Origin of the sequence: Pseudomonas sp. DR48 (genome assembly GCF_019823085.1) — a bacterium.
In the GTDB taxonomy this organism is placed as follows: domain Bacteria; phylum Pseudomonadota; class Gammaproteobacteria; order Pseudomonadales; family Pseudomonadaceae; genus Aquipseudomonas.
In genome coordinates, this window is record NZ_CP081946.1 from 7093048 (window position 1) to 7113327 (window position 20280).

Annotated in this window: 14 protein-coding genes, 2 tRNA genes and 3 rRNA genes; 8 read left to right on the forward strand and 11 right to left on the reverse strand. The window is 56.8% G+C overall.

Annotated features, from left to right (window positions below):
• Positions 1-122 precede the first annotated feature (122 nt).
• Positions 123-2015 (reverse strand): penicillin-binding protein 2, encoded by a 1893-nt coding sequence (mrdA, locus tag K5K95_RS32200; protein WP_222587801.1) that lies wholly within the window; start codon positions 2013-2015, stop codon positions 123-125.
• Positions 2016-2288: 273 nt separating this feature from the next.
• On the opposite strand from mrdA, the gene K5K95_RS32205 reads away from it, so the two are divergent.
• The gene (locus K5K95_RS32205; RefSeq protein ID WP_222590493.1) at positions 2289-3212 is read left to right on the forward strand and encodes a TIGR03571 family LLM class oxidoreductase; all 924 of its coding nucleotides are present in this window, start codon (positions 2289-2291) and stop codon (positions 3210-3212) included.
• A 111-nt stretch (positions 3213-3323) separates the two neighbouring features.
• On the opposite strand, the gene rrf is transcribed toward K5K95_RS32205, so the two are convergent.
• From rrf to K5K95_RS32230, 5 genes are all read right to left on the reverse strand, one after another.
• A 5S ribosomal RNA gene (rrf, locus tag K5K95_RS32210) occupies positions 3324-3439 on the reverse strand.
• Between the two features lie 163 nt (positions 3440-3602).
• Positions 3603-6493 (reverse strand): 23S ribosomal RNA (locus K5K95_RS32215).
• A gap of 250 nt (positions 6494-6743) precedes the next feature.
• Positions 6744-6819, reverse strand: a tRNA-Ala gene (locus tag K5K95_RS32220).
• Positions 6820-6847: 28 nt separating this feature from the next.
• Positions 6848-6924: transfer RNA gene (locus K5K95_RS32225), tRNA-Ile, on the reverse strand.
• An 82-nt stretch (positions 6925-7006) separates the two neighbouring features.
• A 16S ribosomal RNA gene (locus K5K95_RS32230) occupies positions 7007-8543 on the reverse strand.
• Together the 16S, 23S and 5S rRNA genes with 2 tRNA genes alongside form the textbook arrangement of a ribosomal RNA operon.
• Positions 8544-9206: 663 nt before the next feature.
• On the opposite strand from K5K95_RS32230, the gene rhtA reads away from it, so the two are divergent.
• Together rhtA and K5K95_RS32240 are read left to right on the forward strand one after the other, a co-directional pair.
• On the forward strand, positions 9207-10094 hold the full coding sequence (gene rhtA, locus K5K95_RS32235) for a threonine/homoserine exporter RhtA (RefSeq protein ID WP_222587802.1): 888 nt from the start codon (positions 9207-9209) through the stop codon (positions 10092-10094).
• A gap of 168 nt (positions 10095-10262) precedes the next feature.
• The gene (locus tag K5K95_RS32240; protein ID WP_222587803.1) at positions 10263-10544 is read left to right on the forward strand and encodes a hypothetical protein; all 282 of its coding nucleotides are present in this window, start codon (positions 10263-10265) and stop codon (positions 10542-10544) included.
• On the opposite strand, the gene K5K95_RS32245 is transcribed toward K5K95_RS32240, so the two are convergent.
• A complete protein-coding gene (locus tag K5K95_RS32245; RefSeq protein ID WP_208669249.1) occupies positions 10531-11103 on the reverse strand; it encodes a TetR/AcrR family transcriptional regulator in 573 nt (190 codons plus the stop codon). The two genes, K5K95_RS32240 and K5K95_RS32245, sit on opposite strands and share 14 nt — an antisense overlap.
• A gap of 92 nt (positions 11104-11195) precedes the next feature.
• Between K5K95_RS32245 and K5K95_RS32250 the strand changes: the two genes are divergently transcribed.
• Positions 11196-11924 carry an SDR family oxidoreductase gene (locus tag K5K95_RS32250; protein ID WP_222587804.1) on the forward strand — a complete coding sequence of 243 codons (729 nt, stop codon included), beginning with the start codon at positions 11196-11198 and terminating at the stop codon, positions 11922-11924.
• Positions 11925-11960: 36 nt separating this feature from the next.
• The gene (locus K5K95_RS32255) at positions 11961-12551 is read left to right on the forward strand and encodes a 2-hydroxychromene-2-carboxylate isomerase (RefSeq protein WP_222587805.1); all 591 of its coding nucleotides are present in this window, start codon (positions 11961-11963) and stop codon (positions 12549-12551) included.
• Between the two features lie 46 nt (positions 12552-12597).
• Here the strand turns inward: K5K95_RS32255 and K5K95_RS32260 are convergent, their stop codons facing one another.
• The 4 genes from K5K95_RS32260 to K5K95_RS32275 all read right to left on the reverse strand — a co-directional run bounded on the left by K5K95_RS32260 (position 12598) and on the right by K5K95_RS32275 (position 16820).
• Positions 12598-14406 (reverse strand): aminopeptidase P family protein, encoded by a 1809-nt coding sequence (locus K5K95_RS32260; protein WP_222587806.1) that lies wholly within the window; start codon positions 14404-14406, stop codon positions 12598-12600.
• A 66-nt stretch (positions 14407-14472) separates the two neighbouring features.
• Positions 14473-15630: a cysteine desulfurase family protein gene (locus tag K5K95_RS32265; protein ID WP_222587807.1), complete on the reverse strand. Its 1158-nt coding sequence runs from the start codon at positions 15628-15630 to the stop codon at positions 14473-14475.
• 204 nt (positions 15631-15834) lie between these two features.
• Positions 15835-16449, reverse strand: a complete 615-nt coding sequence (locus K5K95_RS32270; RefSeq protein WP_222587808.1) for a LysE family translocator — start codon at positions 16447-16449, stop codon at positions 15835-15837.
• Between the two features lie 101 nt (positions 16450-16550).
• Complete coding sequence (locus tag K5K95_RS32275; protein ID WP_222587809.1) at positions 16551-16820, reverse strand: hypothetical protein; 270 nt, start codon at positions 16818-16820, stop codon at positions 16551-16553.
• Positions 16821-17221: 401 nt separating this feature from the next.
• On the opposite strand from K5K95_RS32275, the gene msuE reads away from it, so the two are divergent.
• The 3 genes from msuE to K5K95_RS32290 all read left to right on the forward strand — a co-directional run bounded on the left by msuE (position 17222) and on the right by K5K95_RS32290 (position 20276).
• Positions 17222-17785, forward strand: coding sequence for an FMN reductase (gene msuE, locus K5K95_RS32280; protein ID WP_222587810.1), 564 nt, complete (start codon positions 17222-17224; stop codon positions 17783-17785).
• A gap of 10 nt (positions 17786-17795) precedes the next feature.
• The gene (gene ssuD / locus K5K95_RS32285) at positions 17796-18941 is read left to right on the forward strand and encodes an FMNH2-dependent alkanesulfonate monooxygenase (RefSeq protein WP_222587811.1); all 1146 of its coding nucleotides are present in this window, start codon (positions 17796-17798) and stop codon (positions 18939-18941) included.
• Between the two features lie 147 nt (positions 18942-19088).
• A complete protein-coding gene (locus K5K95_RS32290) occupies positions 19089-20276 on the forward strand; it encodes an acyl-CoA dehydrogenase family protein (protein ID WP_222587812.1) in 1188 nt (395 codons plus the stop codon).
• Positions 20277-20280: the final 4 nt, after the last annotated feature.

The window sequence follows — 20280 nt, forward strand, 5'->3', positions numbered from 1 at the left end:
TCGCGAGCAGGCTCGCTCCCACAGGGTTTGCGTCGTTCACAAATCTGCGTTTGAACTCGGTCGACGAAAGCTTCCAGCACATGCTCAGCATCCGTGAGCCTGTGCTGTGAAGCTTTGATCACTTAGACGTGAGGGTCGCCCGGCGGTTTGGCTGGCGTGGCGTACTGCGGCTTGAGGTGGCCGTCCTGATCAAGTAGCCAGGCGTCCATGATCTGCCTGACCACCGGGCCGGCGACCCGGCCACCGGCCTCACCGTTTTCGATCATCACCGAAATAACGATCTTGGGGTGTTCGGCCGGGGCGAAACCGACGAACAAGGCGTTGTCGCGGTTACGCTCCAGGGTTTTCGCCCGGTTGTAGCGCTCGCCTTGTTTGATCGCCACCACCTGCGCGGTCCCGCTTTTGCCGGCGATGCGGTACTGAGCGCCCAGCGCTGCCGCTCGGGCAATCCCTCGAGGGTCATGCATCACCAACTGCATGCCGTGGTTGACCTGCTCCCAGTCACGCGGATCCTTGAGCATGATGTTCGGCATCGGATGCTCGTCCACGGGCGCCACACCATCCACGGTCTTGGCCAGGTGCGGCCGGTTCCAGATGCCTTTGTTGGCAATCAGCGCAGTGGCTTGGGCGAGTTGCAGCGGTGTGACCTGCATATAGCCCTGACCGATGCCGAGGATGACGGTCTCACCGGGGAACCACGGCTGTCGGCGCGTGGCACGCTTCCAGGCCTGGGACGGCATCAAGCCGGCAGACTCTTCGAACATGTCCAGCGAGACCTTCTCGCCGAGGCCGAACATCGCCATGTAATCATGCAGGCGATCGATGCCCAGCTTGTGCGCCAGGTCATAGAAGTAGGTGTCGTTGGAGCGCATGATCGCCGCGTCCATGTCCACCCAACCGTCACCGCTGTGGTTCCAGTTGCGGTATTTGTGATCGAAGTCCGGGAGCTGGTAGTAACCGGGATCGAAGACACGAGTCTGCGGGGTCACGACACCGGCATCGAGGCCCGCAATTGCCACTTCAGGCTTGATGGTCGAACCTGGTGCGTAGAGGCCGCGCAGCACGCGGTTGAACAGCGGCCGGTCGATGGAATCGTGCAGTGCTGCGTATTCCTTGAAGCTGATGCCCGTCACGAACATGTTCGGATCGAAACTCGGCTTGCTGACCATGGCCAATACTTCGCCGGTCGATGGATCGAGCGCGACCACTGAACCGCGACGATCCCCCAATGCCTCCTCGGCCGCCTCCTGAAGTTTGACGTCCAGGCTCAGCACGATGTTTTTGCCAGGGATCGGATCGGTGTGCTTGAGCACTCGCAATACGCGGCCCTGGGCGTTGGTTTCAACCTCTTCGTAGCCGACGTGACCGTGCAGCTCTGACTCGTAGAACTTTTCGATACCGGTTTTACCGATGGACTGGGAGCCACGGTATTCAACGTTATCGAGGGTCTTGGATTCTTTTTCGTTGATGCGACCTACATAGCCGATCGAATGGGCGAAGTGCGCGCCCATCGGGTAATGGCGGACGAATTGTGGCTCGACATCGATCCCCGGCAAACGGAACTCGTTGACCGCGAGTACAGCGATTTGCTGTTCACTGAGCTCGTAGAACAGGGTGACCGGCACGAACGGGTGACGCGCCTGCTTCATGGCCTTGTCGAACAGTGTCCGGTCTTCCGCTGGAAGCTGCAGGAGGTTGACCACTTCATCCAGTTCTTCTTTGACATCGGTGGCGCGTTCGCGGGTGATGGTCAGGTTGAAGCTGGGACGGTTGTCTGCGAGGACGACACCGTTGCGGTCGAAAATCAGCCCTCGCGTAGGGGTGATTGGCAACACATGGACACGGTTGTTTTCGGAGATGGTGGAGTGATAGTCGAACTCGACCACCTGCAACACATACATGCGCACCACGAGTGCGCAGGATATGGCGACGACGAACAAGGCGCAGGCGATCAACCGTTTGTTGACCAGATGCTTCTCTTTTTCGTGGTCCTTGATGGGTATGGGTTCAGGCATTTCTGTAGCAACTCTATGACGATAAAAAGGGCGCCGATCCGTGGGCCTGAAATCAGTCCGTTAAAAAACGAGCTGCACCATACCAAAAACCATACGGTCACTTTAGTGCGATTTCCTATAAGGGTTGTCCTTCACAGGTCAAAACGACAGTCGGTGTTGCGCCGACTCGTGCGTTTTGTTCAAGACTGATATTCCGATTCATGCATTTTTCTTGCTGATCCGCCTATAGATACTGGGTGCATGTCATTCCATTTATGTTTTGGGAGTCTTTTCATGCATCCACGCTTTCAACGTCTACTTGGCTCGAACGGATTTTCCATTGGGCTTGAACTCCCACTGGATAATGATTGGTCCAGTGATGGGCAGCGCAGTCGGATGGCTGATAATCGTCCCTTCGGTGTTCCCGATTTAAAGCAGCACGCCACGATGGCTCGCCTGGCTGACAAAGCAGGTTTTCGAGCCCTATGGGTGCGCGATGTGCCGATTTACGACCCTGACTTTGGCGATGCGGCACAGGTCTTCGAGACCTTTTCCTACCTTGGGTATCTCGCCGGAATTACAGAACACATCATGCTGGGTACCGCGGCGGTGGTGCTGCCATTGCGTCAACCTTGGCTAACCCTCAAAGCCGCAAACAGTGTTGATGAGTTGAGTGATGGACGTTTGCTATTGGGAGTCGCCAGTGGTGACCGACCGATGGAATACCCGTTGTTTGGGGTGGATTACGCTCAGCGAGGGGAGGTCTTTCGCGACACGGTTGAATTGATACGCAGCCAGGGCGAAGGTCGTTTACCTGAGGGGGCTCGTCTGCTTCCAGAGCGCAAGCAGTCTGCACCGTTACTGGTGGCAGGCCTGGGTCAGCAATCACCCGCCTGGATCGGTGAACACATGGATGGCTGGCTTGCCTACCCTGGCACGCCCGATGAGCATCGTCGGCGAGTGGGGTTGTGGCGGGAAGTTGGGGGCGACAAACCCTATATCAGCTTCGTACACCTGGACCTGGCAGCGAATCCTCATGCCCCCATGCGGCGCGTGCGCTTCGGTGGAAGCTGCGGACGGTTGGCCTTGATCGATGAGCTTCAGGCATTGCGCGAGGCAGGTGTACAACACGTTGGCTTGCACTTGCGTCGTAGCGAACGCCCTGTGGCAGAAGTGATTGAAGAAATCGCCGAGCACGTTCTGCCGAAGTTTCATTAAGTGGCGGGGGATCCATGGGCAGCCTCAAGGCTGCCCTTCCCTTCGCCGCACTTTCCTGCGGGCAAAACAAAACCCCTACCTGCATACGCAGATAGGGGTTTCGGAATTTAATCTTGACGATGACCTACTCTCACATGGGGAAACCCCACACTACCATCGGCGATGCATCGTTTCACTGCTGAGTTCGGGATGGGATCAGGTGGTTCCAATGCTCTATGGTCGTCAAGAAATTCGGTAGCCAGCTCGTGCTCTCTTGCGAGGTCACGCTCCAGCGAATGGGTATGTGATAGCTGTCGGTGTTTTGCGAGTCTTCTCGAACTTTCGGTTCGTTTCGTCTTCACACACCGCAATCTGGTGCCTTCTCAGGTCAGCAAATTGCTTGGGTGTTATATGGTCAAGCCTCACGGGCAATTAGTATTGGTTAGCTCAACGCCTCACAGCGCTTACACACCCAACCTATCAACGTCGTAGTCTTCGACGGCCCTTCAGGGGACTCAAGGTCCCAGTGAGATCTCATCTTGAGGCTAGTTTCCCGCTTAGATGCTTTCAGCGGTTATCTATTCCGAACATAGCTACCCGGCAATGCCACTGGCGTGACAACCGGAACACCAGAGGTTCGTCCACTCCGGTCCTCTCGTACTAGGAGCAGCCCCTCTCAAATCTCAAACGTCCACGGCAGATAGGGACCGAACTGTCTCACGACGTTCTAAACCCAGCTCGCGTACCACTTTAAATGGCGAACAGCCATACCCTTGGGACCGGCTTCAGCCCCAGGATGTGATGAGCCGACATCGAGGTGCCAAACACCGCCGTCGATATGAACTCTTGGGCGGTATCAGCCTGTTATCCCCGGAGTACCTTTTATCCGTTGAGCGATGGCCCTTCCATACAGAACCACCGGATCACTAAGACCTACTTTCGTACCTGCTCGACGTGTCTGTCTCGCAGTCAAGCGCGCTTTTGCCTTTATACTCTACGACCGATTTCCGACCGGTCTGAGCGCACCTTCGTACTCCTCCGTTACTCTTTAGGAGGAGACCGCCCCAGTCAAACTACCCACCATACACTGTCCTCGATCCGGATAACGGACCTGAGTTAGAACCTCAAAGTTGCCAGGGTGGTATTTCAAGGTTGGCTCCACGCGAACTGGCGTCCACGCTTCAAAGCCTCCCACCTATCCTACACAAGCAAATTCAAAGTCCAGTGCAAAGCTATAGTAAAGGTTCACGGGGTCTTTCCGTCTAGCCGCGGATACACTGCATCTTCACAGCGATTTCAATTTCACTGAGTCTCGGGTGGAGACAGCGCCGCCATCGTTACGCCATTCGTGCAGGTCGGAACTTACCCGACAAGGAATTTCGCTACCTTAGGACCGTTATAGTTACGGCCGCCGTTTACCGGGGCTTCGATCAAGAGCTTCGCGTTAGCTAACCCCATCAATTAACCTTCCGGCACCGGGCAGGCGTCACACCCTATACGTCCACTTTCGTGTTTGCAGAGTGCTGTGTTTTTAATAAACAGTCGCAGCGGCCTGGTATCTTCGACCGGCATGGGCTTACGCAGTAAATGCTTCACCCTCACCGGCGCACCTTCTCCCGAAGTTACGGTGCCATTTTGCCTAGTTCCTTCACCCGAGTTCTCTCAAGCGCCTTGGTATTCTCTACCCAACCACCTGTGTCGGTTTGGGGTACGGTTCCTGGTTACCTGAAGCTTAGAAGCTTTTCTTGGAAGCATGGCATCAACCACTTCGTGTTCTAAAAGAACACTCGTCATCAGCTCTCGGCCTTAGAATCCCGGATTTACCTAAGATTCCAGCCTACCACCTTAAACTTGGACAACCAACGCCAAGCTGGCCTAGCCTTCTCCGTCCCTCCATCGCAATAACCAGAAGTACAGGAATATTAACCTGTTTTCCATCGACTACGCTTTTCAGCCTCGCCTTAGGGACCGACTAACCCTGCGTCGATTAACGTTGCGCAGGAAACCTTGGTCTTTCGGCGTGGGTGTTTTTCACACCCATTGTCGTTACTCATGTCAGCATTCGCACTTCTGATACCTCCAGCAAGCTTCTCAACTCACCTTCACAGGCTTACAGAACGCTCCTCTACCGCATCACCTAAGTGATACCCGTAGCTTCGGTGTATGGTTTGAGCCCCGTTACATCTTCCGCGCAGGCCGACTCGACTAGTGAGCTATTACGCTTTCTTTAAAGGGTGGCTGCTTCTAAGCCAACCTCCTAGCTGTCTAAGCCTTCCCACATCGTTTCCCACTTAACCATAACTTTGGGACCTTAGCTGACGGTCTGGGTTGTTTCCCTTTTCACGACGGACGTTAGCACCCGCCGTGTGTCTCCCATGCTCGGCACTTGTAGGTATTCGGAGTTTGCATCGGTTTGGTAAGTCGGGATGACCCCCTAGCCGAAACAGTGCTCTACCCCCTACAGTGATACATGAGGCGCTACCTAAATAGCTTTCGAGGAGAACCAGCTATCTCCGAGCTTGATTAGCCTTTCACTCCGATCCACAGGTCATCCGCTAACTTTTCAACGGTAGTCGGTTCGGTCCTCCAGTTAGTGTTACCCAACCTTCAACCTGCCCATGGATAGATCGCCCGGTTTCGGGTCTATTCCCAGCGACTAGACGCCCTATTAAGACTCGCTTTCGCTACGCCTCCCCTATTCGGTTAAGCTCGCCACTGAAAATAAGTCGCTGACCCATTATACAAAAGGTACGCAGTCACCCAACAAAGTGGGCTCCCACTGCTTGTACGCATACGGTTTCAGGATCTATTTCACTCCCCTCTCCGGGGTTCTTTTCGCCTTTCCCTCACGGTACTAGTTCACTATCGGTCAGTCAGTAGTATTTAGCCTTGGAGGATGGTCCCCCATATTCAGACAAAGTTTCTCGTGCTCCGTCCTACTCGATTTCATGACTAAGAGATTTTCGCGTACAGGGCTATCACCCACTATGGCCGTACTTTCCAGAACGTTCCGCTAATCTCAAAGCCACTTAAGGGCTAGTCCCCGTTCGCTCGCCACTACTAAGGGAATCTCGGTTGATTTCTTTTCCTCAGGGTACTTAGATGTTTCAGTTCCCCTGGTTCGCTTCTTAAGCCTATGTATTCAGCTTAAGATACCTAACTTATGTTAGGTGGGTTCCCCCATTCAGACATCTCCGGATCAAAGTCTGTTTGCCGACTCCCCGAAGCTTTTCGCAGGCTACCACGTCTTTCATCGCCTCTGACTGCCAAGGCATCCACCGTATGCGCTTCTTCACTTGACCATATAACCCCAAGCAATCTGGTTATACTGTGAAGACGACATTCGCCGAAAATTCGATAATACTCAATTAAGAGCAACTCACAAATTTTACCTTAGCCTGATCCGTTACCAGTGAAAGTAACGTCCAGTCTATCTTTCTATCACATACCCAAATTTTTAAAGAACGATCTAGCCAAAGACTAGAAATCAACATTCACCATCATCACGATGGAATGCTCATTTCTAAGCTTTCAACAAACAGAAGCAGTGAGTGGTGGAGCCAAACGGGATCGAACCGTTGACCTCCTGCGTGCAAGGCAGGCGCTCTCCCAGCTGAGCTATGGCCCCGTATTGCTACAGGTTCCCACACAAAAATTGGTGGGTCTGGGCAGATTCGAACTGCCGACCTCACCCTTATCAGGGGTGCGCTCTAACCAACTGAGCTACAGACCCAATTTCGGGCTGCTTCTTATCGTCTTCTTCAATGAATCAAGCAATTCGTGTGGGAACTTATGGAGCAGCTGATGTCGTCGATTAAGGAGGTGATCCAGCCGCAGGTTCCCCTACGGCTACCTTGTTACGACTTCACCCCAGTCATGAATCACACCGTGGTAACCGTCCTCCCGAAGGTTAGACTAGCTACTTCTGGTGCAACCCACTCCCATGGTGTGACGGGCGGTGTGTACAAGGCCCGGGAACGTATTCACCGCGACATTCTGATTCGCGATTACTAGCGATTCCGACTTCACGCAGTCGAGTTGCAGACTGCGATCCGGACTACGATCGGTTTTCTGGGATTAGCTCCACCTCGCGGCTTGGCAACCCTCTGTACCGACCATTGTAGCACGTGTGTAGCCCAGGCCGTAAGGGCCATGATGACTTGACGTCATCCCCACCTTCCTCCGGTTTGTCACCGGCAGTCTCCTTAGAGTGCCCACCATAACGTGCTGGTAACTAAGGACAAGGGTTGCGCTCGTTACGGGACTTAACCCAACATCTCACGACACGAGCTGACGACAGCCATGCAGCACCTGTCTCAATGTTCCCGAAGGCACCCATCCATCTCTGGAAAGTTCATTGGATGTCAAGGCCTGGTAAGGTTCTTCGCGTTGCTTCGAATTAAACCACATGCTCCACCGCTTGTGCGGGCCCCCGTCAATTCATTTGAGTTTTAACCTTGCGGCCGTACTCCCCAGGCGGTCAACTTAATGCGTTAGCTGCGCCACTAAGAGCTCAAGGCTCCCAACGGCTAGTTGACATCGTTTACGGCGTGGACTACCAGGGTATCTAATCCTGTTTGCTCCCCACGCTTTCGCACCTCAGTGTCAGTATCAGTCCAGGTGGTCGCCTTCGCCACTGGTGTTCCTTCCTATATCTACGCATTTCACCGCTACACAGGAAATTCCACCACCCTCTACCATACTCTAGCTTGTCAGTTTTGAATGCAGTTCCCAGGTTGAGCCCGGGGATTTCACATCCAACTTAACAAACCACCTACGCGCGCTTTACGCCCAGTAATTCCGATTAACGCTTGCACCCTCTGTATTACCGCGGCTGCTGGCACAGAGTTAGCCGGTGCTTATTCTGTCGGTAACGTCAAAACAGATACGTATTAGGTAACTGCCCTTCCTCCCAACTTAAAGTGCTTTACAATCCGAAGACCTTCTTCACACACGCGGCATGGCTGGATCAGGCTTTCGCCCATTGTCCAATATTCCCCACTGCTGCCTCCCGTAGGAGTCTGGACCGTGTCTCAGTTCCAGTGTGACTGATCATCCTCTCAGACCAGTTACGGATCGTCGCCTTGGTGAGCCATTACCTCACCAACTAGCTAATCCGACCTAGGCTCATCTGATAGCGCAAGGCCCGAAGGTCCCCTGCTTTCTCCCGTAGGACGTATGCGGTATTAGCGTCCGTTTCCGAGCGTTATCCCCCACTACCAGGCAGATTCCTAGGCATTACTCACCCGTCCGCCGCTCTCAAGAGAAGCAAGCTTCTCTCTACCGCTCGACTTGCATGTGTTAGGCCTGCCGCCAGCGTTCAATCTGAGCCATGATCAAACTCTTCAGTTCAAACATCTTTGGGTTTTTAAGAAACCCTAAACTTGGCTCAGCAATCGTTGGTTACATCTTTGATTTCTCGCGGAGTAACTTGTGATGCTGATAATCTTGTTGACTATCAGTCTGACTCCACAAGCACCCACACGAATTGCTTGATTCAGTTGTTAAAGAGCGGTTGGTTAAGATCTTTCGTCTCAACCGAGGCGCGCATTCTACAGCAGCCTCTGTTGCTGTCAAGCGGTTATTTTCAGAAGTTTTCAAAGTTTCCTTTGCAACTTCAACCACTTGCGCTTCCGATCTCTCGTTAGCGGGAGGCGAATTCTACAGCGTTACTCGCTGCTGTCAACACCTCTTTTTCTCCGCTTTCGACCGAGAAGATCGAAACGTCCATAAGGCCAAACCCGCCTGCCTTACCGACTCCTTCTGGGCTTCGATGACCTGAAGCAACTCGCTGTCGAAAACTGCGTAACTCTTTGTTTACCAAGGAGTTTTCCGTTTCGACTGCGCCGGAAGTGGGGCGAATTATAGACTTCCAGAATCTGCCGTCAACCCCTGATTTTGCTTTTCTATCAGGATCGTCGAAATCATTGCTTATATATAGACGCGCCCGTCGCGAATGCGCAGTATATTGCCCAACGTACATTACTTCCTCACTCCTTCGGACGATGCCACGCAATGAATGACCAGCCTCGCAGCTTTGCTTCGACCCTGTTCTCGGTCGGGCTGCTATTAATAGCCATGGCATCCATCCAGTCCGGAGCCTCGCTGGCCAAGAGCATGTTCCCGATCATCGGCGCCCAAGGGACTACGACCCTGCGACTGATCTTCGCCAGCCTGATCATGCTTGTCTTGCTGCGCCCATGGCGGGCAAAGCTCACCGCAAGATCCCTGCGCACTGTCATCGTCTACGGGATGGCATTGGGCGGCATGAACTTCCTCTTCTATATGTCCTTACGCACCGTCCCCCTGGGTATCGCCGTCGCACTTGAATTCACCGGACCGTTGGCGGTGGCAATCTATGCCTCACGCCGTGCGATCGACTTCTTATGGATAGCCCTGGCAGCCGTCGGCTTGCTGCTGTTGATACCGACAGGTGCAACGACCGCGGGAATTGATCTCATGGGCGCCGCTTATGCCTTGGGAGCAGGCGCCTGCTGGGCGCTTTACATTCTGTTCGGCCAGAAAGCCGGAGCGGACAACGGCGTGCAGACCGCTGCGTTGGGCGTGATGATCGCCGCGTTGTTCGTCGCCCCTATCGGTATCGTCCATGCCGGCGCAGCCCTGTTGACTCCATCACTGATCCCCGTGGCCATCGGCGTGGCCATTCTGTCGACCGCCCTGCCCTACACACTGGAGATGGTCGCGCTGACCCGAATGCCAGCCCGGACTTTCGGCACCCTGATGAGCATCGAACCTGCGTTTGGCGCCCTCTCAGGCCTGCTGTTCCTCCATGAATACCTCTCACTGTCACAGTGGATGGCCATCATATGCATCATTCTGGCGTCTGTCGGTGCGACCATGACCATGGGCAGCGCCGCCAAGACTGCGGTCGCCGCCGATTGATACCGGATTTCACGCAGGTCTGGTATTTACCGCTCAATTAGGCCATGTTTAGGCCCGCAACCCAGTGCCAGGCATGGATTTTTCAGGATAGGGATATCAGAACGCTTAAAGTGAAAGCGAATGCAGCCAGACCCGGACACAAGATCCGGGAACGCTATAAGGACAGCAATGAAACGAATTTTGCTACTGATCGCCGTGCTCGCAGTTGCGGGCTGTGCGGCGACATCGAAAACCCAAGTCAAGCATGGCAAGAAAGGGCTACATATCAACTGTTCCGGACTATCCTCGTCCTGGGACAAGTGTTACACCAGCGCCGCCAACTCGTGTGCACCCAAGGGCTACAAGGTCATTGCCAAGTCCGGGGATGCTGTGGAAGAACCTGGCGATTATCCGTTCGGCCTCAACCCTGCCGGTTATACCAGCCGTAGCATGATCGTCATTTGCAAATAGGTTGATGCCGCCCGGCAATCTGGCGGCCAATCTCATCGTGACTGGATTGCAGCACCGTACGTTGAATATCCGTCGAGGCCAGCATTCGCGCCACGACCAGCGCACCGACGCATTGCGACAGAATGGCCCAGGCAAGACTGTCGCTTTGCAGGATCTTCGCCCAACTCTCCTGCAAACGACAAATCCAGACCTGCGCTTCCTCGCGCACAAGAACATCTGATCGGGCGATCTCGGCCCCCAATGTCGGTAACGCGCAACCGGACTCAGGATGCTCGACATGGGCCATGCTCAGGTATTGCTTCAAGCAACGTTCGAGCTTGTCGCAGTCCTGATCAGCGCCTAATCGCTCGAGACTCTGACTCAGCTCACGCTCGACGATGGACGCGAACAACTGGTCCTTGGACGTAAAGTGGCTATAGAAAGCCGCCCCACTCAAGCCAATGGCCTTCATCAAGCCATCCACGCCCACGGTCGAAAAACCGGCCTTCTTCGCCGACACCGCGCTGCTCTGCAACAGCTTTTCTTTGGTTTCCAGCTTGTGACTGGCCGAGTAACGCATTGCCTTGCCCTCAGGATTGATCGCCTTGACGCCTACCAAATCGTAGCATAACGTTCGTTCAGTTAACGATCGTTCATCAAAGGGATCAACCCATGAATAACAAGAAGGTCGTACTGGTTGTCGGCGCGGGTGACGCTACTGGTGGCGCCATTGCCAAGCGTTTTGCGCAGGAAGGCTACATTGCCTGTGTCACGCGCCGCAGCGCGGACAAACTCCAGCCGTTGGTCGATGCGATCAAGGCTAATGGCGGTGATGCGCACGGGTTCGCCTGCGATGCGCGCAAGGAAGACGATGTGATTGCGCTGGTCGAGGAGATCGAAACCCGCATTGGTCCCATCGAAGCATTCGTTTTCAATATCGGCGCGAACGTGCCGTGCAGCATCCTCGAAGAAACCGCTCGCAAGTATTTCAAGATCTGGGAAATGGCCTGCTTCTCAGGTTTCCTCAATGCACGTGAAGTCGCCAAGCGAATGGCCAAACGGCAACGAGGTACGATTCTGTTCACAGGTGCCACCGCCGGGATGCGTGGCGCCGCCGGCTTTGCCGCTTTTGCCGGCGCCAAGCATGGCATTCGCGCACTGGCCCAAAGCATGGCCCGCGAACTGGGACCGATGAACATCCATGTTGCTCACGTCATAGTCGACGGCGCCATCGATACGGACTTCATCCGCGAGAGTTTTCCGGAGAAGTACGCGACCAAGGACGAAGATGGCATCCTCAACCCCGAGCACATCGCCGAGAATTATTGGTATCTGCACAGCCAGCCTCGGGACGCCTGGACGTTCGAGCTGGATCTGCGCCCCTGGAATGAACGCTGGTAAGCCCTCCCCTACAACAATAAGCAGAGCGCACCGACCATGAGCAAAACCGTGGAGTTCTTTTTCGATCTGGGTAGCCCCGCCACCTACCTGGCCTACACCCAACTGCCGAAAATCTGCGCGCAGACCGACAGTCAGCTGATCTACACACCGATGCTGCTGGGGGGTGTGTTCAAAGCCACCGGCAACGCCTCACCGGCAACCATTCCGGCCAAGGGTCGCTACATGTTTCAGGATCTGGACCGTTACGCCAAACGCTACGGCGTGCCTTTGAAGTTCACCGCTGATTTTCCCATCAATACCCTGATGCTCATGCGCGCCGTCATGGGCATGCAGCTGCGCCATCCCGAGCGCTTCCTGGCGTTTATCGATTGCCTGTTCAATGCGCTGTGGGTTGAGGGGCGAAATCTCAATGATCCGGCGACTGTCGCGGCAGTACTAACGCAAAACGGCTTCGACCCAAACCAGGTGTTGGCGCTCACCACCGATGAGGAAGTCAAAGTTGCTCTAAAGGACAATACCGAGAAAGCGGTTCAGCGAGGCGTGTTTGGCGCACCGAGCATGTTTGTCGGTGACCAGATGTTCTTCGGTCAGGATCGGCTGGACTTCATCCTTGAAGCCCTGAGTTAACTCCCGATAATCAGGCGCCCGCGAAAGGGCGCCTGAACGGCTGCGATCAAATAGCCGCGGTACGGGTGTTCAACCACTCAAGGGCCGCGCCATCAAGCAACGGGCTCAAGCGCTCGCGCACCTCGGCATGGTAGGCGTTGAACCACTGCTTTTCATCTGGCGTCAGCAGCGAAGGTTCCAGGCAGCGAGTGTCGATCGGGCACAGGGTCAGGGTTTCGAACTTCAGAAACTCGCCGAATTCGCTTTTGCCGGCTTCGCGATTCAACACCAGGTTCTCGATCCGCACACCCCAGCGACCCGGGCGGTAAGTGCCTGGCTCGATGGAGGTGATCATGCCCGGCTGCATTGCGGTTTGCGGTGCTGCAGCGGCCTGATAGGCGATGACCTGCGGACCTTCGTGCACGTTAAGGAAATAGCCGACGCCATGACCGGTGCCGTGACCGTAATCAACGCTTTCAGCCCAGATCGGCGCACGGGCGATCGAATCGAGCAACGGCGAGAGGATGCCACGCGGAAATTGCGCACGGGACAGCGCAATCACGCCTTTGAGTACCCGGGTGCAGTCGCGTTTCTGTTCGGCGGTCGGCGTACCGACCGGCACCATCCGCGTGATATCAGTGGTGCCACCCAGGTATTGACCGCCGGAGTCGATCAGCAACAAGCCGTCACCCTCGATCACCGCATGTTCTTCCTCGGTGGCGTGGTAGTGCGGCATCGCGCCGTTGGCGTTGAACGCGGCAATGGTGTTGAAACTCAGTGACACATATCCCGGACGGCGGGTACGCGCGGCCGTCAGGTGTTCATCGATGGTCAACTCGGTGATGCGCTCACGCCCCAACGCCGTGTCCAGCCAGGCGAAGAATTCGCACAGCGCTGCGCCGTCCTGCTCCATGGCCTGGCGAATGTGCTCGGCATCGGCCAGGCTCTTCTGCGACTTGGCCAGGGTGGTCGGGTTCAGGCCTTCGACCAGTTTCACGCCGCTGTTCAGGTTATCCAGCAAACCGGCCGTTACCCGCGCCGGATCGACTTGCAGGCTCGCGCCGCTCGGCACGGCACTCAAGGCAGCTGCCACTTCGCTATAGTCGCGCAGGGTCACGCCATCCTGCTCGAGGACAGCACGCAGTTCGGCATTGACCTTGCTCAGGGCCACGAACAGGGTGGCCTGGTCCTGGCTGATCAAGGCGAAGGAAACGAACACCGGGTTGAACGACACGTCGCCACCACGCAGGTTGAACAACCAGGCGATGTCGTCGAGGGTAGCGATGAAGTGCCAGTCGGCACCGCGGTCTTTCAGGACCTCACGCAATTTCGCGAGTTTTTCACCACGGCTGATAGTCGCCTGAGGTGGCAAGTGTTGATAAATCGGCTCGTTCGGCAGTGTCGGACGGTCGCGCCAGACTTCGCTCAACAGGTCGATGTCGGTGCGCAGGCGAGCGCCGCGTTCTTCGAGCTTGCCACCCAGCGTACGCGCCGAAGCCACGGCCATCACCGCACCGTCTACCGCGACCACTCCACCTTCAGGGGTTTGTTCGGCCAGCCAGTCCAGCGGGCCGGGCTGGCCCGGTTGCAGCTTGACCAGCTCGATGCCGCTGCCTTTGAGTTCCTTGGTCGCTTGTTCCCAGTAACGGCTGTCGGCCCAGACACCGGCAAAATCCGGCGTCACGATCAGTGTGCCGACCGAGCCATGAAAGCCCGACAGCCACTGCCGCCCTTGCCAATAGCCTGGCAGGTATTCCGACAAGTGCGGATCGGCCGACGGCACCAGCAGGGCATGTATACCCTCCCGGCTCATCAGTTCGCGGGTTTGCGCCAGGCGTTCGGGCACCGATCCATTGATCGAAGGCTGCGTACTCATCGTGTCTCCTGCTCATCACTGCATCATTATTGTTGAGTGCCGATCAAACGCCGGCACTTTCAGGCCCTACTGCCAAAATGCCGGAGCACTGGCGCAGGCCGCTTTAATCAGTTGTGCCGCCTGGTCGACGTCCTGGTCGGAGGTGAACCGGCCGAGACTCAAGCGAATGGTGCGACCTGCCGCGCGGGCATCATGCCCCAGCGCCAGCAGCACATGGGACGGAGCATTACTGGCCGAGTTGCAGGCCGAGGTCGCGGAAAACGCGATCGATTGGCTCAACACCGCGGAATTGAACTCGCCTTCGTTGAAGGTCAGGCTCAGAGTATGGGGAATGCGCTGGGTCGGGCTGCCATTCAGACGAACGCCGGGAATGCTCAGCAGTTGATCAAGCAAGCGTTCGCGCAGCCGCACGATCTTGGCCTGTTCATCTTCGAACGAGGCGCCCGCCAACGCGAATGCAACGCCCATTGCGGCGATCTGGTGAGTCGCCAGGGTGCCTGAACGCAAACCGCCCTCGTGACCGCCACCGTGAATCTGCGCCTGCAAGCGCTGCTGCGCGCGAGGGCCGACATACAGCGCGCCGATGCCTTTGGGGCCGTAGAGCTTGTGCGCCGAAAACGACATCAGGTCGACCGGCAACCGGGCCAGATCGATCGCCACTTTACCCGCGCCCTGGGCTGCATCGACATGAAACAACGCATCGCGATCACGCACCACCTGGCCGATGGCGGCGATGTCGTTGACCGTGCCCAACTCGTTGTTGACCAGCATCAGCGACACCAGAAAGGTGTCTTCGCGCATCGCTTCGCTGACCGCTTGCGGGGTAATCAACCCTTCGGCGTCCGGCACCAGATAGGTCACGGCGACGCCCGTGTCTTGTAGCTGTTTCGCCGTGTCGAGAATCGCCTTGTGTTCAATCTGGCTGGTGATGATGTGGCCGCCGGACACGCCGCGCGCCTGGGACACGCCCTTGAGTGCAAGGTTGTTGGATTCGGTCGCACCGGAAGTCCAGACGATCTGCTCAGCCTGGGCGCCTACCAGTTCGGCGACCTGGAGCCGCGCGTGCTCGACCGTTTGCCGGGCCTGTTGGCCGAATGCATGGGAGCTGGACGCCGGGTTGCCGAAATTGCCGTTGAAACCCAGACACTCGACCATGACCTTGATGACCCGCTCATCCACCGGCGTGGTGGCGGCGTAGTCGAAATACAGAGGACGTTTATTCATATAAGACTCGCAGAGCGTGTTCCGGGATCAGGAAGCTCGTCACTGAAACGGCAAAGCGCAGCCTTGTGAGCTGCGCTGATATTTCAGAGCGTTAGAAATACCTGATCGGAGGCCGTTAAAGAAGAACAACTTCATTTAAAAGTGCGTAGGAACGCTCCTGAAGTCGAGCTTAACAGGCATCGGGCGACCGGTTGAAGCAATGCGTCAGCTAAAGCCTTCAATCAACAACGGATACAGCGAAGCCACCAACAGCAAGGCCATGCCCCAATTGAACAGCCGCAACCAGCGGCGATCCTTCAACACGTTGCGCAATAACGTGCCACACCCGGCCCAGACACTCACGCTCGGCAAGTTGATCAAGGCGAACACCGCCGCAATCACGATCACGTTGGTGAAATAACCCTGCATCGGCGTGTAGGTGCTGATCGCGCCAATGGCCATGATCCAGGCCTTGGGGTTGACCCACTGAAATGCCGCCGCGCCCAGATAGCTGATCGGCTGGCTCTCGCCCTTTTCACTCTCCGAGACCGGCCCGGAATGGGCGATCTTCCATGCCAGGTACAGCAAATACGCGGCACCGACGTAACGCAGAACCGTATAGAGCATTGGATAGGTTTGAAAAACTGCACCCAGGCCAAAGCCGACCGCCACGACGAGCACGAAGAAACCGCAGGTAATGCCCAGCATGTGCGGAATGGTGCGGTTAAAGCCGAAGTTCACACCGGATGCCAGCAACATGGTGTTGTTGGGGCCAGGCGTAATCGAGGTGACAAGTGCAAACAGGGCGAAACCCAGCAGCAGATCGAATGAGAGGGTCATGAGCGGCAGTCCATCGGGGTCAGTCAGAGATTGACCCTATCGCACGCCCCGACGGAAACCCACGGACAGTTGGGTAAAACTTCAAGCGGTACAGTTTTCGATCAGCTTGGGCGACCGTGAAGCTGTACAGCACGCCCGGCGTTCATTTCACCTTGTTTGTCGAAACTGAGCGACTTCTGCGGCTGGCCGAGCAATTGAGCTTTTTTCGCGTGGTATTCCTCGAAGGACAGACCGCGGCGATTCAGGTCTTCCAATGCCAATTCCCTGGTTTCTTCGGCGGTGTACGGCCGCAATTCCGGCGAAACATGGCTGGCGCATCCGGCGAGAACGGAGACTGCGAGCATCAAGAAAGTGGCGATCAGAGGTTTCATGTCGGGCGTCCTGGCATCTGGGTTCGGGTCAATGAACACAGGCTACCCGGCCTCCTCGACGGGCAGAAATCAACGCTCTCGATAGTCGCTATCGACTACGACTAATGCCAGTCAGCTCCAGCACTTTATATATTTAAACGATCTATAAATATTAATTTAAGGTCTTTTGCGGAATAACGATCAGCCTTTATAAACAACGTCAGTGCCAGCGCAACTGTTGTCCAGGCAACTGTTTGTCAGGCAACAGCGTTTCAACAAACAGCCTCGACAATTGAACAGTGCCTGCGGTTCAACACGCTGCAAGCCCCGGAAAACGGGGCTTTGAAGGATTGGTACAGCTCTTGCTCAAGCCCAGTGACTACTCACTGCTCGCAGAGCAACTGTTTAAAAAGGAACTGATCATGTCGCGCCCATTGAAAGTCGTTGCCCTCTCCGGCGGAACCTGGCGTCCGTCCCGCACCCTGGTGTTGACTCAGGCACTGTTGGCCGAGCTGGCTGAACATTTGCCGATCGAGAGCACGTTGATCGAACTGGGCGACATCGCCCGACCACTGGGCGCCGCCCCGTCACGTCAGGAACTGAGCGCCGAGATCGAGGCCGAACTGCAATCTATTGAGAACGCCGACCTGCTGATCGTGGCCGCGCCGGTGTATCGCGGTTCCTACCCTGGCCTGCTCAAGCACCTCTTTGACCTGATCGATCTCAACGCGCTGATCGACACCCCCGTGCTGCTGGCCGCCACCGGTGGCAGCGAGCGTCATGCGCTGATGCTCGATCATCAGTTGCGGCCTCTATTCAGTTTCTTCCAGGCCTTGACCTTGCCGATCGGCGTCTATGCCACCGAAGCCGATTTCTCCAATTACCAAATAACCAGTGAGCCCTTGAAGGCCCGCATTCGCCTTGCTGCAGAACGCGCCGCGCCGTTGTTTGGCGTGCACCCCAAAAATCTGCTGAAAATCGCTTAAGGATTTCTTCATGGATGTTTTCTGGTTTTTGCCGACTCACGGCGACGGTCATTACCTGGGCACAACCCAGGGCGCCCGCCCGGTCACTCTCAATTACCTCAAACAAGTGGCACAGGCCGCTGACAGCCTCGGTTACCACGGCGTACTGATTCCGACCGGGCGCTCCTGCGAGGATTCGTGGGTGATTGCCTCGGCGTTGGTGCCGCTGACTGAACGCCTGCGTTATCTGGTGGCGATCCGTCCGGGGATCATCTCGCCAACGGTTTCGGCGCGCATGGCCGCCACGCTGGATCGACTGTCCAACGGACGTTTGCTGATCAACGTGGTGACCGGCGGCGATCCTGATGAAAACCGCGGTGACGGGATCTTCCTCGATCACAGCGAGCGCTATGAAGTCACCGACGAGTTCCTGCAGATCTGGCGCCGCGTGCTGCAAGGCGAATCGGTGGATTTCGAAGGCAAACATCTGCAAGTGCAGAACGCCAAGGCACTGTATCCGCCGGTGCAAAAACCGTATCCGCCGCTGTACTTCGGCGGCTCTTCGGAGGCGGCCCATGAACTCGCCGCCGAGCAGGTCGACGTCTACCTGACCTGGGGCGAGCCGCCGGCCGCGGTGGCGGAAAAAATCGCCGATGTGCGTGAGCGGGCGACCCGAAACGGTCGCACGGTGAAATTCGGTATCCGCTTGCACGTGATCGTTCGCGAGACGGCCGAGGAAGCCTGGAAAGCCGCCGACAAACTGATCGAGCACATCAGCGACGAGACCATCGCCGCTGCGCAGAAGTCCTTTTCGCGATTCGACTCCGAAGGCCAACGGCGCATGGCGGCGCTGCATGACGGACGTCGTGACAACCTGGAAATCGCGCCCAACCTGTGGGCCGGTGTCGGCCTGGTGCGTGGCGGTGCCGGGACTGCGCTGGTGGGTGATCCGCAGCAAGTGGCGGCGCGCATCAAGGAATACGCGGACCTGGGCATCGAGAGTTTTATCTTCTCCGGTTACCCGCACCTCGAAGAGGCGTATCGCTTTGCCGAGTTGGTGTTCCCGCTACTGCCTGAGCCGTACGCGAGCCTGGCAGGACGTGGCGTCACCAACCTCACCGGGCCGTTTGGCGAAATGATCGCCAATGACGTACTGCCCACCAAAGCAACGGCTTGAAAACCTCTCCTGCTGATCGTTCCCACGCTCGGCGTGGGAATGCCTCTAGGGACGCTCCGCGTCCAGTGACGCGGAGCGTCACGGGCTGCATTCCCACGCGGAGCGTGGGAACGATCAGCGTATGTCGTCAGTAATGAGGAACCCCGCGTGACTGCCAAGCCGCAAAGCGCCCTGTTATCACCCTTGCAGACTGCCCGCCAACTGGCCGCCGGATTTGCCCTGACCGCCGTCGAGCGCGACGAGCGTGGCGGCACGCCCAAGGCCGAGCGTGACGCGCTGCGCCACAGTGGTCTGCTCGCGTTAAGCATTCCGACCCAGTACGGCGGCCTCGGCGCCAGCTGGAGTGACACCCTGAGCATCGTGCGCGAGTTCGCCAAGGTCGACAGCTCGATTGCCCATGTCTTCGGTTTTCATCACTTGATGCTCGCGACCGTGCGCCTGTTCGCCAAGCCCGAACAGTGGCAACCCTGGTTCGAGCAGACGGCGCGCAAAAACTGGTTCTGGGGCAACGCCCTCAACCCGTTGGACACCCGCACAGTGGTGAAAAACCTTGGCGGCTGGCGTGAGTTTTCCGGCAAGAAAAGTTTCTGCTCCGGCGCCAGCGATTCAGAAATGCTGATTGCCTCGGCGGTGGATGAAAGCGCCGGCGGCAAACTGTTGATCGCCGCGATTCCCAGCGGTCGCAGCGGCATTACCTTGCACAACGACTGGAACAACATGGGCCAGCGCCAGACCGACAGCGGCAGCGCGACGTTCGAACGGGTGCGGGTCGAGGAATCGGAATTGCTCCTCGACCCTGGTCCCCTGAGTACACCGTTTGCCTGCCTGCGACCGTTGATTGCCCAGCTGACGTTTACCCATATGTTCCTCGGCATCGCCGAAGGTGCCTTCGAAGAAGCGCGGCAATACACGCTGACCGAAACCCGTGCGTGGCACAAATCCAGTTCGCAGGATGTGCGTCAGGATCCTTATGTGCTCGGTCACTACGGCGAATTCTGGGTCGCCCTCGAAGGCGTTCGCTTGCTGATGGAACGCGCCGCCGAGTTGCTAGACAAGGCATGGGCGAGAGGCCCGAGTCTGAGCGCCGAAGAGCGCGGACACCTGGCCACCGCCATCGCCACTGCCAAGGTCGCGGCAACGCGCAACGGCCTGGACATCTGTAGCCGATTGTTCGAAGTCACCGGCGCACGCTCGACTCACGCCTCCCTGCGACTGGACCGTCACTGGCGCAACCTGCGCACGCAAACCCTGCACGATCCGGTGGATTACAAACTCCATGAACTGGGCGATTGGGCGTTGAATCAATCGCTGCCTATCCCGACTTTTTATTCATAGCCTT

Coding starts and splice junctions, on each gene's coding strand:
- mrdA (WP_222587801.1), bottom strand. CDS start 2,015: ATGCCTGAACCCATACCCATCAAGGACCACGAAAAAGAGAAGCATCTG.
- K5K95_RS32205 (WP_222590493.1), top strand. CDS start 2,289: ATGCATCCACGCTTTCAACGTCTACTTGGCTCGAACGGATTTTCCATT.
- rhtA (WP_222587802.1), top strand. CDS start 9,207: ATGAATGACCAGCCTCGCAGCTTTGCTTCGACCCTGTTCTCGGTCGGG.
- K5K95_RS32240 (WP_222587803.1), top strand. CDS start 10,263: ATGAAACGAATTTTGCTACTGATCGCCGTGCTCGCAGTTGCGGGCTGT.
- K5K95_RS32245 (WP_208669249.1), bottom strand. CDS start 11,103: ATGCGTTACTCGGCCAGTCACAAGCTGGAAACCAAAGAAAAGCTGTTG.
- K5K95_RS32250 (WP_222587804.1), top strand. CDS start 11,196: ATGAATAACAAGAAGGTCGTACTGGTTGTCGGCGCGGGTGACGCTACT.
- K5K95_RS32255 (WP_222587805.1), top strand. CDS start 11,961: ATGAGCAAAACCGTGGAGTTCTTTTTCGATCTGGGTAGCCCCGCCACC.
- K5K95_RS32260 (WP_222587806.1), bottom strand. CDS start 14,406: ATGAGTACGCAGCCTTCGATCAATGGATCGGTGCCCGAACGCCTGGCG.
- K5K95_RS32265 (WP_222587807.1), bottom strand. CDS start 15,630: ATGAATAAACGTCCTCTGTATTTCGACTACGCCGCCACCACGCCGGTG.
- K5K95_RS32270 (WP_222587808.1), bottom strand. CDS start 16,449: ATGACCCTCTCATTCGATCTGCTGCTGGGTTTCGCCCTGTTTGCACTT.
- K5K95_RS32275 (WP_222587809.1), bottom strand. CDS start 16,820: ATGAAACCTCTGATCGCCACTTTCTTGATGCTCGCAGTCTCCGTTCTC.
- msuE (WP_222587810.1), top strand. CDS start 17,222: ATGTCGCGCCCATTGAAAGTCGTTGCCCTCTCCGGCGGAACCTGGCGT.
- ssuD (WP_222587811.1), top strand. CDS start 17,796: ATGGATGTTTTCTGGTTTTTGCCGACTCACGGCGACGGTCATTACCTG.